Here is a 14,313-nt window from a genome sequence, read left to right as displayed (position 1 = left end):
TTCTAAATTCAAACAATTTTTCACTTCAGTATACAGCTACTATAAAGTTAAGGATTTCTTAAGAAAAACAAAAAAAAATAATAAGAAGATTATTTTATTATGAAAAAAAAACGAAATGAGGATTATTCATTGTGCAAAAAGAAAGAATTAGAATAATAGATGCTTTAAGAGGTTTTAGTTTATTAGGAATTTTATTAGCAAATGTTGTGATTTACAGTTATGGTGTCTTAGATACACCTAATGATCAAGTAAAAAAATTTATTAAGATTCTAACGGAAGGCAGTTTTATGCCAATCTTTACATTTCTATTTGGATACTCTCTTATAAAACTAGTGGAATCTTTAAAAAGAAGGAACAAGCACGTAAGGTGGCATCTAACCAGAAGATTTGCAATGCTTATATTATTAGGCACTCTTCATGCTACTTTATGGCAAGGAGATGTTCTTCTCACGTATGGTATCATTGGCTTTTTACTGTTATTCATAATTGAAAAGAAACCAAGAACTTTAATAATAATCGGAATTTCTTTATTTTTACTATCAATAATTACTAATTCACAAACAATGCCACTATTCTTATTTGGCATGGCTGCTGCAAAAAAGAATGTATTTGTGTGTTTAGAACAAGAATATGTATGGTATAAAAGAGGTCTTATTTTAATTCCAATTGCTTTAAGTATGAAATATATTAGTATTATGATTTTTGAAAATAAGTGGTCATTATTCGTATTAAATATTGGAGCATTACTTTTAGCAATAGGTTATATTGCAGCTTTTTCTTTGATATTTATCCATTTCTCTAAAATGAAAATTTTTAAATGGTTTGAAAATGTCGGGAAAACTTCATTAACAAATTATATTATGCAAACTGTTATTTTTGTATGCGGATATCATATTGGGCTATTCAAAAATTTAGATTCAATCAATTTGATTTTTGTTGCGTTCATAATCTATTCTATCCAATGTTTTATCAGTTCATTATTTTTAAAGAAGTTTAAATATGGACCGTTGGAGAACTTACTTCGAAAATGGACTTATTGGTCATGGAAAACAACATCTAAAGCTTCTTAATTCATAGAAGAAACCTTTAAATTAATGCTGCGTTAAAGGCAAAAAATATCTAAAATAAAAAGATGGAATTCAGATAAATAATTTCATCTTTTTATTTAGTTTCCAAAGATGAGATACTAATATACGTAAAATCTTTCAACTACAACATTATTTCTTCTTGTCACATTTAAGCAAGTTTACAAGGTCCAGTATTTCTCGAATTGTTTCGGTAAATTTTTTCTCTAATCATTTTTCGTACCTGTATTTAGTAAGAGAATGAATTTGAAGATTTCAATTCTGGTCAAAATTAATTACATGTGCACAACATATAACAGGTTATCTGAAAGCTATTTGGGAATGTTTTTAGTAACTATTTCTTGTAATCTGTAAAACCTTATGAGTATAGAAATATAAGTAGGATAAGGAATGTTACAAAATATTGGCTTGGGGTAATGGCATCTTCAATGAATTTGTTTATTAAAAACATACGGGATGAAACTTTATTAACAGGTATACCATCAGTATTTTCAGAAAAAAGCACACTAAGAAAAAACTTTACAACATAAAGTTAATTTTGCGTAATATTTATAGAAAATATTTGTTCTAATTCTTTTCTACCATCTGGATTAACTTTGATTGCTCGTGACTTTGATACTCTTTGAATCCAATTTAATTCTAATAATTTTTCTAAAAGTGCATTTCCTAGGCTCCCAGCAAGATGATGTTCTCTTTCAGTCCAATCTAAGCAAGCCTTTGCTAAGATGCTACGCTTTTGTTTAAATTCATTCAAATCAATCCCGAGTTCTTTAAAAAATTCTTGACCAGTCTTCGTTATATGAAAATATAAATCATTTTTGATTAAGTATCCTTTATCTAACATGGAATTTGTAATAGCCACACCTAACTTTCCAGCCAAATGATTATAGCAGGTGCGAGCACATCTTAATTCGCTTGATTGAGATGATTGACGCAATGGTTTGATTTTTTCTTGAGGACTAATTACAAGAAGTGATTCGAGAATTTTTGATATTTCGGAATTGAAAAGCCTGTAATAACTATGTTTTCCGTGTTTTTCTATAGAAAGGATTCCTTCCTCTTTCATTTTTGATAGGTGGTAGGTAGCTGTTTTAGGTTTTATCTTGGCAACATGAGCTAATTCACTAGCAGGATAGGCTTTACCGTCTAATAAATAGGCTAATATATGTACTCTTGAATCAGAACGAAGTAATAAATCCACTTTAGAAATATCCATTTTTCACACTCCTAATAAAATAAGTATATTTCCATGCTAACCTAATTTCCAAAATGGTAAAATTGTTACAAGATTATTATTTTAGGGGGAAGATAAATTGAATGACATTTTAATGAAATCAAAGATATTTAATGATTATCATCACGATTCTTCCATATTAATTTTACCAAACGCCTGGGATGTTATGAGTGCAAAGATATATGAAGACTTAAACTATAGAGCTATAGGAACAACTAGTGCAGGAATTGCGGCATCCTTAGGTTATAGTGATGGTGAGCAACTGCCATTTGAATCCATGCTTGATGTTATCGAGAAAATTACTCAATCTGTAAATATTCCTGTCAGTGCAGATATAGAATCTGGATATGGTGAAACAATTGAAAAAGTATTAGAGAATGTAAGAAAAATTATAGCTAGCGGTGTTGTAGGGATAAACTTAGAAGATAGTAAGAAAAATCATATATGTTCCTTATACGATACGGCATATCAGCAAAAGAAAATTGAGAGTATTAAAAATGTGTCTATTTCAGAAGGGGTTCCTCTCTTTATAAATGCACGTACGGATGCATACATACTTAACAATAATAGATTTGAAGAGACGATGAAACGTGCACAAGCATACAAAGATGCTGGGGCAGATGGAATTTTCATCCCTGGATTAGCTCAGAAAGAACAAATTCACATGTTTACTAAAAAAATAAATTTACCACTTAATGTTTTGGTTCATGACTCTACACCATCTATTACAGATTTAGAATGTTTAAAGGTTAGTAGAATAAGTTTTGGATCTGGAGCATATAGAGCTACTATTTCTACTTTACGAAAACTTGCATCGGAAGTAATTACGAAAGGGCAGTATGAAACCATTACTAATGAAGTTATATCCTATGAAGATATGATGGGATTTCTTCATAAAAAATAAGTGATATTTAATTCAAGCGTTTATAATTTTAGTTGAATAGACTTTTACCAAACAGTTAATTAAACAAAAACCGATTTATCCCTAGGTAAATCGGTTTTTGTTACTGAAAAGCTTGTTATGATTTTAAGATTTTCGGTATCCTAAGAAGCATAAGATATTGAAGAGTAATAATCCCCCTGCGATATACCATGAATATCGAAAGGCTTGGATAAGCCCGTCTGTTCCTAAATAGCTTTGTGTACTCATGAATGTTGCGGCAACTGCTGCACCAAAGGCAATTGCAACATTTTGTAACATGCGTTGTACGGCTCCAATGGATCCTTGTTTTTCTTTTGTAACAGATGCCATGATTGAAGCAATATTTGCTGGTTGGAAAATGCCGCCTCCAATACCGTATAGAAACAATACACTAGCTAATAGATAGGGTGACCACTGTGGTTCAATAAAACTTAAGCCTACAAATGCTATAAACATAATTCCTAAACCTATGCTCATAAATAAGGTTGTTCCAAAGCGTCCCATGAATTTCCCAGCTATTCTTGAGAAAATTACTAGGCCAAGTGGGGCTGATAGTAAAACAAAACCTGTTTGTAAAGGAGTTAACGACGTGAAATTCTGTAAAAAATATGGAGGGACGATAAAAATAATTGCTGATGCCACTCCAAATCCTATCGTTGCAAGTATTGGAACAATAAAGGTTGACTTAAGAAATAAATGTACATCTATAATAGGATGCTTAGTGTTGGATTCATGGAATATGAAAATACCTAATAAAATAATAGAAGCGATTATATACCCCCAATTAGGTATACTTCCCATTACTTTGTTTGCTCCATGAGATAAGCTGAAAAGAAATAACAAGGCACTTAAAGTAAAGTATATATTTCCTAACACATCAATAGGAGCTGGATGTTTTTCCTCTTTTATAAATCGAGAAATTTTATAACAAGCCCACAAACCTATTAAACATAATGGGATGTTAATCCAAAAAATCCATCGCCAACTTCCTAATGAAATGAAAAGTCCACCTGCTGTAGGACCTAAAATTGGTCCTAAACCTATCATTACTCCTAAAGTACCTAATGCATGATTGCGATTTTCAGGACTGACAAGAGTTGTAATAAGTGCAGCAGATGTAGCCTGTAATGCAGCGGCACCAACACCCTGAATAGCACGAAATACAATTAATTGCCACATCTCTTGAGCTAATCCACATAGTATAGAGCTAATTAAAAATATGAAAAAACCATATAAACATATTCGAAAACGACCTACACGATCACTAATTTTTCCAAATAAAAGAATAGTTGCACTCAGTGCCATAACATATATGGTAACGCTCCATGCTGTTATAGTTACTGTTGAATGAAATTCTTTTTCTAAATAAGGTAGAGCAATGTTAATAATCCCTGTATCTAAAGTTGATAAAAACATCCCGATACCAGCAATCAGGATGACTAACTTTTCACTAAAAAGAGAAAGTTTACGATTTATAACCACATTTGTATTATCCATTAAATTGACACTACCTGTTCATTATGTTCTATTTGTGTGCTGGTTGATAAAACGTCATTAATAATCGTTTGTAAATGAAGCCATCCATCTTTTGTAGAAACAAGAATTTTATCGTTATGTTCACGAAATATACCAATACTTTGAATTTGTTGTGGATAATCTGTTCTTTCAGCATGTAATATCCGGATTTTTTCATTATATTGATTAAATGCAAAAGCCCCTTGTGGATACCCAGCGCGAATAGTACGGAGTATGGATTCTGTATCCAGCTCCCAATTTATAAAATAATCTTCTTCTTTTGGCTGACTATAATAGGTTCGATCAGATAATAACTGCAATTTTGAAGTGAAATCTTTATTTTTAATTTTTTGAAGAACTTGTTTTAGCAAAATAATGGATTGTTTAAAATGTATTTCTCGAATTTCTAAAGATGTTTCAGTCCCTGACATAACAACAGGCATTTGAGCTAAAATAGGACCAGCATCAATCTCTGGCACAACTTGGATACATGAAACACCACCTTCTTTTTCTCCATTTTTAGCCATCCAGAAAAAAGGTGCTAATCCAGCATACCTAGGTAATGGGCTTGGATGAAAATTTATAGTATCTTCTTTTGGGATAGATAAAATATCTTCTTTTAATATTTTTTGGTAGTTAGCAATAATAAAATAATCAGCATTATAATTTTTTAATAATTCTATTGTGTTAGAATCATTCAGTTTATCCGGTCGTAACACGGGAATTCCAATGTCTTTGGCTTCTTTTTCTAAATCAACTTGATCAGGTTCTCCAATATAATAAGAACATAACTTTCCTTCGGGACTAGTTACAAGAGCCTCTACGGAAATAGAAGGCTCTTGTATTAATTCCTCAAGAAACGGTAAACCAAATTTCGAATTTACTTCTGAGAATAAAACGACTTTAGTTACAGGTTGGATCATTCAGACCACCACTTACCATGAACTATTTTAGATTGCCAAGCCATAGTATCAAACATAGCGTATCCAGGTTGAACTGGTAATTGCTGAGCACCTGGCAATTGATCAAGTTCTGTAATAGCTAATGCTAATCGCTCTGCTAAAACACCTTCTGCAAGCGGTGGGCATCCAGCAAAAATAGGCATTCTCTCCAAGTCGATAAACCAATGATCTAACATTTCTTTACTTGGATATGAAGGCATTTCAGGGATAAGGCGTTCCATAAGTCTTTTAATAACCTCTGGAGTCATTGTAGCATCTTCGGGAATTCCATATACTTCTTCGATAGGCATAGAATCTTTTGTGTATTTATAAATATATGTACCATGTGCAACTGTAGGAACCTTTAACATGAATTTACAACGATCGGATTTTCGAAAAGCACGATGTAATGCATATCGGTTACGAATTTCATAAAAGTCCATCTGGTCTAAAACGTAATCACAATCCTTCATAAATTCTTCAGCACTTTCAGGAGTAATCCCCTCTGGATATACCTCTATGTTTACATCTTTCGTAAGATTGTAAGTCATTTCAGCAACAACTTCAGCTTTGTTTTTTCCTAGATGATCCAAATCAGCACCCATTTGTCTATTCATATTCGTAACATCAAATGAATCTGGATCTGCAAGTTTCAGATTTCTTACTCCCATTCTAACAAGACGTGCGGCAAGTGCTCCTCCGATACCACCAGTTCCTGCAATTCCAACAACAGCATCACGTAGTTTTTTCTGTCTTTGTACTTGTTCTTCCTCGGTACTGCCTAGCCATCCAAGGCTTCGGTTTACGCGTTCCCAATACATCGCGTTATCAAATGCTTCAGATTTGTACATAAGTCTTTCATTTTGCTTCAACATAATAATTTTCCTCCTTAAGTGTTTTTGCTTTCAATGTAATGATAAAATAAAATTATCTTAATAATCTATCGATTTCGTTTTTATCAAATCGTTTAAGGAGAGATCAATGAAATGGGAATTGAAATTATATTTCCGCCTTATATAGCAAATAATAAGGAAACACTTTTACAACGTATTCAGTTTTCCTTTTCACCTTTGAATGAAATGTTTCGAAGCATGCATGTATTAAACAATCCAAAACATCACGGGATCCACTTACCATGGGTTATTGAAGCTAAAAAAAACTTAACAAATGATATGCAGAAGGATCTACAATATTTTAATCTATGCTTTGAACTAGGAGTTCCACCCACGCTTCTTCCTGGAATCTACAAATCTGTATTCACAATTGAAGAGGAGATAGAATTACTTGCTAAAAAATTAACTGTTAAAAATGCTCGTAAGATTCTACATGAGTTAACACTTGTCTTTGAACACAGGGAGAATCGATTTATACCTAGTTTAGCTAAAGGGATTGAATGGACAGATTTTGCTTTCAGTAATAAGAGTGATATACTCGAAGATTTAAAGAGGCGACCAACCTTTGTATTCCATAGGTTGCTAAATTTTCTAACAGATTATTATCAAACAATTTTCTCGGCTATATGGGAAGATTTAAAGAGTGAATTATTAAATGAAATTGTAGAGCAAACTACCTTACTGAAAACAAAAGGATTTTCAGCATTTATTGCTTCTTTATCCTCAGAGCGCATTTATTGGATTGATAATAAAAATAAATTGTATCTTCACAAACCATTTAAAACAATTTATCAGATGAAAAGTGATGAATCTATTATTTTTATGCCTAGTTATTTTGTTTGGCCACATTTTTTTGTAGACGAAATAAAAGAGGGGGTTGTTATTGTTTATGATTCTTCAGTAGCAAGAAAACAGGCATTTCCAGAGCAACCTATTGAAAAAATGGTAGATATTTATCGAGCTTTAGGGGAGCCTTCTAGGTTGCAAATTTTGAGGATATTACAGGAACGTTCATTAACTACACAATCCTTGGCACAAATTTGTCATTTGAGCGAGGGTGCGGTTTCTAGACACCTTCAAGTACTAAAAAAGGCGAATTTAGTTACCAGTAAAAAAGATGGGAAATATGTATTATATAAAAGCCAAAAAAATATTATTCAAATTCTTTCAAAGCTAATTATGGAAGCCACAGTAACCTAATGTGACAAAATTTTAATTATCGCTGTATTAGCAACACTAGGTAAAGGTGCGCAAATAAATGTCAAAATTTAATTTCAAAACATAAATGATATGTTCAAAAGTTAGTATGAAAACAAATTAGATGCAATTATAGAAAGTTATGATAAGTGGGTAGATTATAAACTTTATAGGTAAAATATTTAAGACCTTTTCTTGAATAATAGTTTCTTCAGATAAAGAAAAAAACATCTGAAAAGAATGCACTATATATTAAAGAGTGTATTTTTTGTACCAACATTTTTAGGCATGAAATGTCGGTTATTATTGTTTGTTATGTATTAAAGTAAATCCTTGAAAGGAAGTAAACTTATGGATTGGCTAGAAAGAATGAATAATGCATTAGAATACATCGAAAATAGCTTGGATGAAGACATAGATTATAAGAAAATTGCAAAGGCAGCTAGTTGCTCTGAGTTTCATTTCTCCAGGATGTTTTCATCAATTTCAGGTGTATCACTTTCGGAATATATTAGACGAAGACGTTTAACTCTTGCAGCATTTGAAATTCAAAAAGGTGATATTCGAATTATTGATGTAGCTATTAAATATGGTTATGTTTCTTCTGATGCTTTCTCGCGTGCTTTTAAAAAAATGCATGGAATAACTCCTTCTAACGCTCGTAATAAAGGAGTACAGTTAAAAGCTTTTCCGAAAATTTCCTTTCAAATTTCTATAAAAGGAGATACCGAGATGGAGTACAGGATTGAAAACCTTGATTTTGAACTAAGAATTGTAGGCAAAAGTAAGAGCGTAAAGACAAGCAGTGCTTTTAAAAAAATCCCTACACTTTGGAACAATGCGAAAAAAGATGGGTTTATGCAAGAATTGATAGATATGTCATGGGAAGATCCAAAATGCAAACTGGAAAGTCTTTTGGGGGTTTGCGGAAAAGATGCTGCTATAACAGATGAAGAGTTTTCCTACTTTATGGGGGTAAGATACGATGGAGAAGTACCAACTGATATGGAGACCCTTGTTATTCCAGTAAGTACATGGGCAGTTTTCCCGAATATAGTGGATGCATGGAAACGTTTATACTCTGAGTGGGTCCCAACTTCTAAGTATGAACTTGCAAATTTACCATGTATAGAATGCTATTACGGCCCAAAACATAAACCAAGGCATGAACTTTGGGTTCCTGTTATATTAAAATAAAATTAGCGTTATTTTCCATCCGTTGAAATAATAAATTTAAATTAGGGATATTAAACATTATTGATATATGAGAATGGATATGATACGAATTTTTAATATTTAATCCTCGCGAAAAAACAATTTACCAATCATAACAAAAGCATACTTCAAGTAATGCTTTTGTTATGATTCATTTTTCGTATGAAGACCGACTGTTTCCGTAGCCTTCTCCAATTGACCAAGACATTATATATGATGGAAGAAAGATAATTCCCTCATATATAATGCACCTCCACATTTAGATGTTCCAAATAAATATAGCTGGGATAGCACCACATTAATTTATATTTGAAAAAATATAAAAAGAACCTACAAACCTGCAGATTCTCCTGATAATGATTTATATAAGTAAGACCTGAAAATATAATACAATAATTTGAAAATGGGTTCAAGTAAATAAAAAGAAACCTCTGGAGTTTGGGGCCTTTCAGAAGTGATGATCTTTTCTCGGCCTAGGAACTGAGAAAATACAAAGATATAATACATCGAGATTTAGAGAATTTCAATACCTAAATTAAAAATTACCGTGGGTGTATGAACATGGAATAGTGGCTATCATGGAGTGGTTGGAGTGTTGGTAGATAACACTGAAAGACCATTAAGTTTAATTATGAAAGCTCATGTAATTGAAAAAGGTACACGCGTCGCTCAAGACGTCATAGCGTCAGTGGTAACAGCTCATTTTGTTAAGGTGGTCGAGCTATTGGTTAGTGAACGAGGTGTTGGCGGATTTGGATCTACGGGAACGAAGTAAGACAAAGTTGAATTTTATTATGTAAGTTTAAATTAAAGATTTCATTTGAAAGGAATATCCAGATGAAAAAAGAGCACTGATTTACAGTTCCCATCTTACTATATAGATTTCTTAGTCCAATCATTATGGACAATTTACAATGGTAATAGTGACGCTAGCCATTGTTCCTGGAGAATCAAGTAGTGAAGCAGTAACAGTTATTGTTCCAGGTCCATTAGCCGCTAGAAATACCGAAGTGAAGTTACCTGAAGCATTTGTGATAACGGCAAGAGGAACCACGAAAACAAGAGCCGGGTTACTAAATGAAAAGCTGACTACTACTCCTGGAGTATGAATACCGTTTACTAATACTTGACCAGAAAAAAATAAAGTATTATTTCCTTGGGTGGATACGCACGCTGTAGTTTGGTTAGAAGTCAAGGTAATAGAAGCAGTTCCGGCAGGAAGATTAAATCCAGTAGGCCCGGTCAATCCAGTACTTCCAGTAGCGCCAGTAGTACCCGTTGAACCAGTGGGAGTGTAGGTCCTATTGAAGCCGGATTTAATGCATTGGAGGATAAAAACTCGTCCAATATAATTCACCTGAAAAAAATCGTTCTACTAATAGTAAATGCAATGATATAGAAAAGTGAAATGGACAAGCGGTTGAATTTATGAAATTTAACAAAATAGTTATCTTGTAATCAAAAATAAAATAACCCGCTAGTTATAACGGGTTATTTCCACAAGGAATGCAAGGTAACTGGCCTAGGGAAACCTGTAGAATTCCTTGTGATTGTAATGTATGCAAAGGAATCAATACGGTTAATGAAGTTTAAACAAAATTAATATTTGATATCAAAAAATGTATGTCATTTATCCAATAAAGATATTCGTTATCTCTTTATTATCATCATAGTTACCTGAAATATGTGCACCTATAAATGGAGTGCCATGCACCTTATCTTTAGAAATTACAAAGTTAAATTTAGAATGATTATCTATTTTACAAGTTATAAGATAATCATCATCAATTTCGTAAATGTCTTGAAGCGTAGCTGCAAAGAACATGTTTAACATTCCTTTCTGTATTCTGAATATAGAAATACCTTATTATTTATGTGAAGTAATGGCTTGTGCTAATAACGCAGTTTTATACAAAATCCTTATTTGAATAGAAAGAGCACCATTAGGGCGTATGGCGCTCTTTGACCAAGAACTAAATTGTGTGTTTTTTTATAGTCCGTATAAGTATATGGGAGTTAAAAATAAAGTGTGAAAAAATGTTTAATAAAAACGCTATTTGAATAAAAGAAGTTAGATAAGGATGAAGAATAGTCATCTCTTATGCTGGAGAGGTTAACGGATATCCAAATTAAATAAGGGTGATTATGTGTTAAAAGGTAAAGTGATAGGTTTGTTTTTTGGAATTGTAATGACGGTTTCATTTTTAAATCCGTTAGATATCAAAGCGGTTAATAGTAATGATCAAAAGTTTTATGATTCTTATAATACTTTATTAGCACCATATGCAAGTCAAGTAATCAGAAGCAAGCTTGGACCAGATCATCAGTATAGTTTAACGGACACAAAAATTATAAAAATTGAACGTTTCCCAGAAGAAAACTTTAATTTTATTGTTACAGTTCAATATAAAACTTATATAGGGGCTCATAACCCTCCGAATGGCATAGAAACTATTACTTTTAATATAAATCCAAGTGGAGTAAAGGTTATAAATTTTGTTCATAAAGATGCTTAAAGAAGAAGTGATATTTTTCATACATTGATGAGAAGGATATTTGAATTGAAAAATATAATAAAAATTTCATTTTGTAAAAATAAGGAATTTAAAAAAGAGCACCATGCATCAGTGCTCTTTCAGATAGGAGGTAACTCTTATGAGCGTAACGTCTAGGTTAGAAGTATATGATTTGAAAAAGAAATAAGAACAAAATTTCATTATTTGCTCAACACAAAAGAGCAGTTAACAAGCGCTAACTGCTCATCCCTCAAAGAAAGGGAAAGAACATTACAGAGACCACTGTGAATTCAAGCTGTATCACTCATTTTTAGTATGGGACATAATTTGAGACTTAATTCGGGCAAACTAAAAAAGGCAACTAGCAAGAGCTAACTGCCCTGGTGAATAAGAAGAACGAAATGGTCATTCGTATTCAACCTTGGTGTACTTATATTGTTAACACTTTTGAGAAATTTATTCAATAAAAGAACAGTTAGCCCAGCCTAACTGCTCCATACAGAGATAATAATCTAGATGCATAGATATTATATGTCAAATTATTTATTTTATTCGAGACTTATTAAAGAATTTGTCCTTAATAGGGAAATATAGTTAAAGAATTTCTTTAAGAAACAGAAGCAATAACCGAATAAAAGAGCAGCTAGTAAAAACTAGCCGCTAAGCCCTCGGGTATGAAGGGAAATCAGAAACTGTATTTACAGCATTAACGGAATAGTGAGTTTAATTCAAGGTTAGAAGAAAGAAATGAATAAATTTAGGCAGTTCCAACTTGGCTTTGAACGGCAACATCAGAGTCGAATGTGTTTGTAACACTAACACCGTTAAATGTATTGAGAACAAAAGCAACGTTAGATGCACCTGAACCATTATAAGCTTTTGTATTTTATTTTGGAGAAACGTTATAATAATCACCTAAGTTGAAAGAACCGTTACTTCAAGAGGGTGAGTTTATCGGAATTATGGAACCATCTGGTTCTGGTAAAACGACATTATTAAATGTAATTTCAACGATGGAAAAAACTTAATGAATTACAGGTAGCGAAATATAAAAATGTAAAAGCGGAAGAATTAGGTATTACGTATCAAATGTATAATCAGAGTCATGGTATGGCCAGCGATTCATGTTTATGGGCTTCTTCGTTGGAATTGCGTTCTTAGCAATGATGGCAAGTTTCCTAATGTTTAAAATTCTATCTAGCGCATCGAAAGACAGCACACGTTATCAAATGCTTCGTAAAATCGGTGCCCGCCGGGGATTATTAACACAATCGATTTATAAAGAGCTATTCTTCATATTCTTAGTAACGGCAATTGTGGGTATTGTACATATATTAGTTGGTATGAACATGTTCGCTCCGCTTTTGATTGATCCGTACTTCCGAATTTGGTTACCACTTGTCATTTTCGTAGTGATTTACTTAATTTACTACTTGATTACAGTTCAATTGTATAAAAGAATTTTACTTCCGAAAGAAGATTAACGTAAATATGATTTATATGGAGTGTCAACATCATCCGCTCCCATTTATTGATCATTTTGAAGGAGGACAAGAAAACTGGAAATAAGAAATGGACTCGCACTACGATCCATAAACAATTGGTTCTAGTGTAAAAAATCTAAAATTATATCGTTTACCTAAGAACGGACTATTTCAATAGACTGTTTTTTTGAGTACGTAAAGACCTGTGTAAGTAGGTTCACGCAAGGACCTTCACTAGAATGGGTAGCACCACCCATCCATCAAGCCCCAAAACGAGAAATAAGCTTTTTCGTTATAAGAAAGCCTAAAAATTTCGTTCTGGGGGTGTAATAAAATTTTAACCTGATGAGTATTTGCTTCCATTTTCACTATACATCTCTAGATTTTAGAGAATGTTCACAGCTGTAATTTTGCAGGTTGAAATAGCAAATCTAACGATTGTAGTTGGACTTATAGGTAAAGTACCTAGAACTATACCAAGACCTGTTTGTTCCACGTTAAAACTTGCTGCAGTAGAACCAGTACTTGCTAAAAGATTCACTGTAGAACCAATAAGCGTATCTAGTAATTCTCTAATTGGTCGTTCACGACAATCACACTCGCATCCTGAGTCTACAGGCGGAAGTAATGTTATAGATGGCCCTGGTGGTAAAAATCCTACACCTGTTACATCAGAAATATTGACCACAAAGGATGTGGTACCATCTGTAACTGTAACTAAAAAATCATTTACGGAAGTGATAGTAAATAAAAAGAAAAGAGGGGGAACGTTGGGTGCGTCTGCAATAGTGCCAAGAATCACAGTTTCCCCAATAAGTTGTTGTAACACATTCTGCATAGGTAAAACACAGCAATCACAAAGGCAACCTTCAGTTGAGCCTGTTGCCCCAGTTGAGCCTGTTGCCCCAGTTGGACCTGTTGCCCCAGTTGGACCTGTTGCTCCAGTTGAGCCTGTTGCCCCAGTTGGACCTGTTGCTCCAGTTGAGCCTGTTGCTCCAGTTGAGCCTGTTGCCCCAGTTGAGCCTGTTGCTCCAGTTGAGCCTGTTGCCCCAGTTGAGCCTGTTGCTCCAGTTGAGCCTGTTGCCCCAGTTGAGCCTGTTGCCCCAGTTGTACCTGTTGCTCCAGTTGAGCCTGTTGCCCCAGTTGAGCCTGTTGCCCCAGTTGGGCCTGTCTCTCCCGTTGGGCCTGTTGGTAGAGTAAATGGTGGAATTGGTGGAAGTGTAGGGCCAATTAAATTTGAATTAAATATATTAGCTTGAAGTATTTTGTTTTCATCAAACACGAAACTACCTCCTACAGATATACTTTATT

The 14,313-nt window shown here is 33.3% G+C and carries 13 protein-coding genes and 4 pseudogenes; 9 read left to right on the top strand and 8 right to left on the bottom strand.

The features are described from left to right. Positions 1 to 131: 131 nt before the first annotated feature. Complete coding sequence (locus EGX95_RS24400) at positions 132 to 1,070, top strand: DUF418 domain-containing protein (protein WP_001168473.1); 939 nt, start codon at positions 132 to 134, stop codon at positions 1,068 to 1,070. A 547-nt stretch (positions 1,071 to 1,617) separates the two neighbouring features. Here EGX95_RS24400 and EGX95_RS24395 read toward each other — a convergent pair. After that, positions 1,618 to 2,301 carry an ArsR/SmtB family transcription factor gene (locus EGX95_RS24395; RefSeq protein ID WP_000355289.1) on the bottom strand — a complete coding sequence of 228 codons (684 nt, stop codon included), beginning with the start codon at positions 2,299 to 2,301 and terminating at the stop codon, positions 1,618 to 1,620. Between the two features lie 97 nt (positions 2,302 to 2,398). On the opposite strand from EGX95_RS24395, the gene EGX95_RS24390 reads away from it, so the two are divergent. Continuing rightward, positions 2,399 to 3,223: an isocitrate lyase/PEP mutase family protein gene (locus EGX95_RS24390; RefSeq protein WP_000997902.1), complete on the top strand. Its 825-nt coding sequence runs from the start codon at positions 2,399 to 2,401 to the stop codon at positions 3,221 to 3,223. A 123-nt stretch (positions 3,224 to 3,346) separates the two neighbouring features. On the opposite strand, the gene EGX95_RS24385 is transcribed toward EGX95_RS24390, so the two are convergent. Genes EGX95_RS24385 through EGX95_RS24375 form a run of 3 tightly spaced genes read right to left on the bottom strand, consistent with a single transcriptional unit; the run spans position 3,347 to position 6,572 of the window. Beyond that, entirely contained in the window at positions 3,347 to 4,738 is a 1,392-nt protein-coding gene (locus EGX95_RS24385) for an MFS transporter (protein WP_000370711.1), read from the bottom strand. Continuing rightward, entirely contained in the window at positions 4,738 to 5,679 is a 942-nt protein-coding gene (locus EGX95_RS24380) for a methionyl-tRNA formyltransferase (RefSeq protein ID WP_000615897.1), read from the bottom strand. The genes EGX95_RS24385 and EGX95_RS24380 overlap by 1 nt, the downstream gene beginning before the upstream one ends. Beyond that, positions 5,676 to 6,572: a ThiF family adenylyltransferase gene (locus tag EGX95_RS24375; RefSeq protein ID WP_000917705.1), complete on the bottom strand. Its 897-nt coding sequence runs from the start codon at positions 6,570 to 6,572 to the stop codon at positions 5,676 to 5,678. The genes EGX95_RS24380 and EGX95_RS24375 overlap by 4 nt, the downstream gene beginning before the upstream one ends. Before the next feature lie 111 nt (positions 6,573 to 6,683). Here EGX95_RS24375 and EGX95_RS24370 point away from each other — a divergent pair, with 111 nt between their 5' ends. The 4 genes and pseudogenes from EGX95_RS24370 to EGX95_RS24355 all read left to right on the top strand — a co-directional run bounded on the left by EGX95_RS24370 (position 6,684) and on the right by EGX95_RS24355 (position 10,111). Beyond that, the gene (locus tag EGX95_RS24370) at positions 6,684 to 7,790 is read left to right on the top strand and encodes an ArsR/SmtB family transcription factor (protein ID WP_000510642.1); all 1,107 of its coding nucleotides are present in this window, start codon (positions 6,684 to 6,686) and stop codon (positions 7,788 to 7,790) included. A gap of 348 nt (positions 7,791 to 8,138) precedes the next feature. Continuing rightward, positions 8,139 to 8,984 carry an AraC family transcriptional regulator gene (locus EGX95_RS24365; RefSeq protein WP_000383877.1) on the top strand — a complete coding sequence of 282 codons (846 nt, stop codon included), beginning with the start codon at positions 8,139 to 8,141 and terminating at the stop codon, positions 8,982 to 8,984. A 577-nt stretch (positions 8,985 to 9,561) separates the two neighbouring features. Next, positions 9,562 to 9,777 (top strand): annotated as a pseudogene (locus EGX95_RS24360) (deoxyuridine 5'-triphosphate nucleotidohydrolase); the annotation flags it as partial. A 139-nt stretch (positions 9,778 to 9,916) separates the two neighbouring features. Continuing rightward, positions 9,917 to 10,111 (top strand): hypothetical protein, encoded by a 195-nt coding sequence (locus tag EGX95_RS24355; protein WP_000237383.1) that lies wholly within the window; start codon positions 9,917 to 9,919, stop codon positions 10,109 to 10,111. 133 nt (positions 10,112 to 10,244) lie between these two features. Here EGX95_RS24355 and EGX95_RS31180 read toward each other — a convergent pair whose 3' ends face one another. Both EGX95_RS31180 and EGX95_RS24350 read right to left on the bottom strand, forming a co-directional pair. Beyond that, complete coding sequence (locus EGX95_RS31180; RefSeq protein ID WP_372684180.1) at positions 10,245 to 10,349, bottom strand: exosporium leader peptide-containing protein; 105 nt, start codon at positions 10,347 to 10,349, stop codon at positions 10,245 to 10,247. Between the two features lie 283 nt (positions 10,350 to 10,632). After that, positions 10,633 to 10,827, bottom strand: coding sequence for a hypothetical protein (locus EGX95_RS24350; protein ID WP_000464520.1), 195 nt, complete (start codon positions 10,825 to 10,827; stop codon positions 10,633 to 10,635). Positions 10,828 to 11,149: 322 nt separating this feature from the next. On the opposite strand from EGX95_RS24350, the gene EGX95_RS24345 reads away from it, so the two are divergent. Beyond that, positions 11,150 to 11,518 (top strand): DUF3888 domain-containing protein, encoded by a 369-nt coding sequence (locus EGX95_RS24345; protein WP_000911826.1) that lies wholly within the window; start codon positions 11,150 to 11,152, stop codon positions 11,516 to 11,518. 757 nt (positions 11,519 to 12,275) lie between these two features. Here EGX95_RS24345 and EGX95_RS24340 read toward each other — a convergent pair. Then, positions 12,276 to 12,455 (bottom strand): annotated as a pseudogene (locus EGX95_RS24340) (spore germination protein); the annotation flags it as partial. Between EGX95_RS24340 and EGX95_RS30845 the strand changes: the two are divergent. Together EGX95_RS30845 and EGX95_RS24330 are read left to right on the top strand one after the other, a co-directional pair. Then, positions 12,439 to 12,540, top strand: a pseudogene (locus EGX95_RS30845) (ATP-binding cassette domain-containing protein); the annotation flags it as partial. The pseudogenes EGX95_RS24340 and EGX95_RS30845 overlap by 17 nt on opposite strands. Continuing rightward, a pseudogene (locus EGX95_RS24330) lies at positions 12,527 to 13,002 on the top strand (ABC transporter permease); the annotation flags it as partial. The pseudogenes EGX95_RS30845 and EGX95_RS24330, both read left to right, overlap by 14 nt. 385 nt (positions 13,003 to 13,387) lie before the next feature. On the opposite strand, the gene EGX95_RS24325 reads toward EGX95_RS24330, so the two are convergent. After that, positions 13,388 to 14,284, bottom strand: coding sequence for an exosporium leader peptide-containing protein (locus tag EGX95_RS24325; RefSeq protein WP_000459140.1), 897 nt, complete (start codon positions 14,282 to 14,284; stop codon positions 13,388 to 13,390). Positions 14,285 to 14,313: the final 29 nt, after the last annotated feature.

This window comes from Bacillus sp. FDAARGOS_527 (genome assembly GCF_003812125.1).
Lineage (GTDB): Bacteria > Bacillota > Bacilli > Bacillales > Bacillaceae_G > Bacillus_A > Bacillus_A paranthracis.
The sequence above is the reverse complement of the archived record's forward strand: the minus strand, read 5'-3'. Positions and strand labels throughout refer to the sequence as shown.

What these genes read in the sequence shown, in the direction of transcription:
- EGX95_RS24375 (WP_000917705.1), bottom strand. Translation starts at nt 6,572, where the DNA reads ATGTTGAAGCAAAATGAAAGACTTATGTACAAATCTGAAGCATTTGAT.
- EGX95_RS24370 (WP_000510642.1), top strand. Translation starts at nt 6,684, where the DNA reads ATGGGAATTGAAATTATATTTCCGCCTTATATAGCAAATAATAAGGAA.
- EGX95_RS24365 (WP_000383877.1), top strand. Translation starts at nt 8,139, where the DNA reads ATGGATTGGCTAGAAAGAATGAATAATGCATTAGAATACATCGAAAAT.
- EGX95_RS24380 (WP_000615897.1), bottom strand. Translation starts at nt 5,679, where the DNA reads ATGATCCAACCTGTAACTAAAGTCGTTTTATTCTCAGAAGTAAATTCG.
- EGX95_RS24350 (WP_000464520.1), bottom strand. Translation starts at nt 10,827, where the DNA reads ATGTTCTTTGCAGCTACGCTTCAAGACATTTACGAAATTGATGATGAT.
- EGX95_RS24355 (WP_000237383.1), top strand. Translation starts at nt 9,917, where the DNA reads ATGGTAATAGTGACGCTAGCCATTGTTCCTGGAGAATCAAGTAGTGAA.
- EGX95_RS24395 (WP_000355289.1), bottom strand. Translation starts at nt 2,301, where the DNA reads ATGGATATTTCTAAAGTGGATTTATTACTTCGTTCTGATTCAAGAGTA.
- EGX95_RS24385 (WP_000370711.1), bottom strand. Translation starts at nt 4,738, where the DNA reads ATGGATAATACAAATGTGGTTATAAATCGTAAACTTTCTCTTTTTAGT.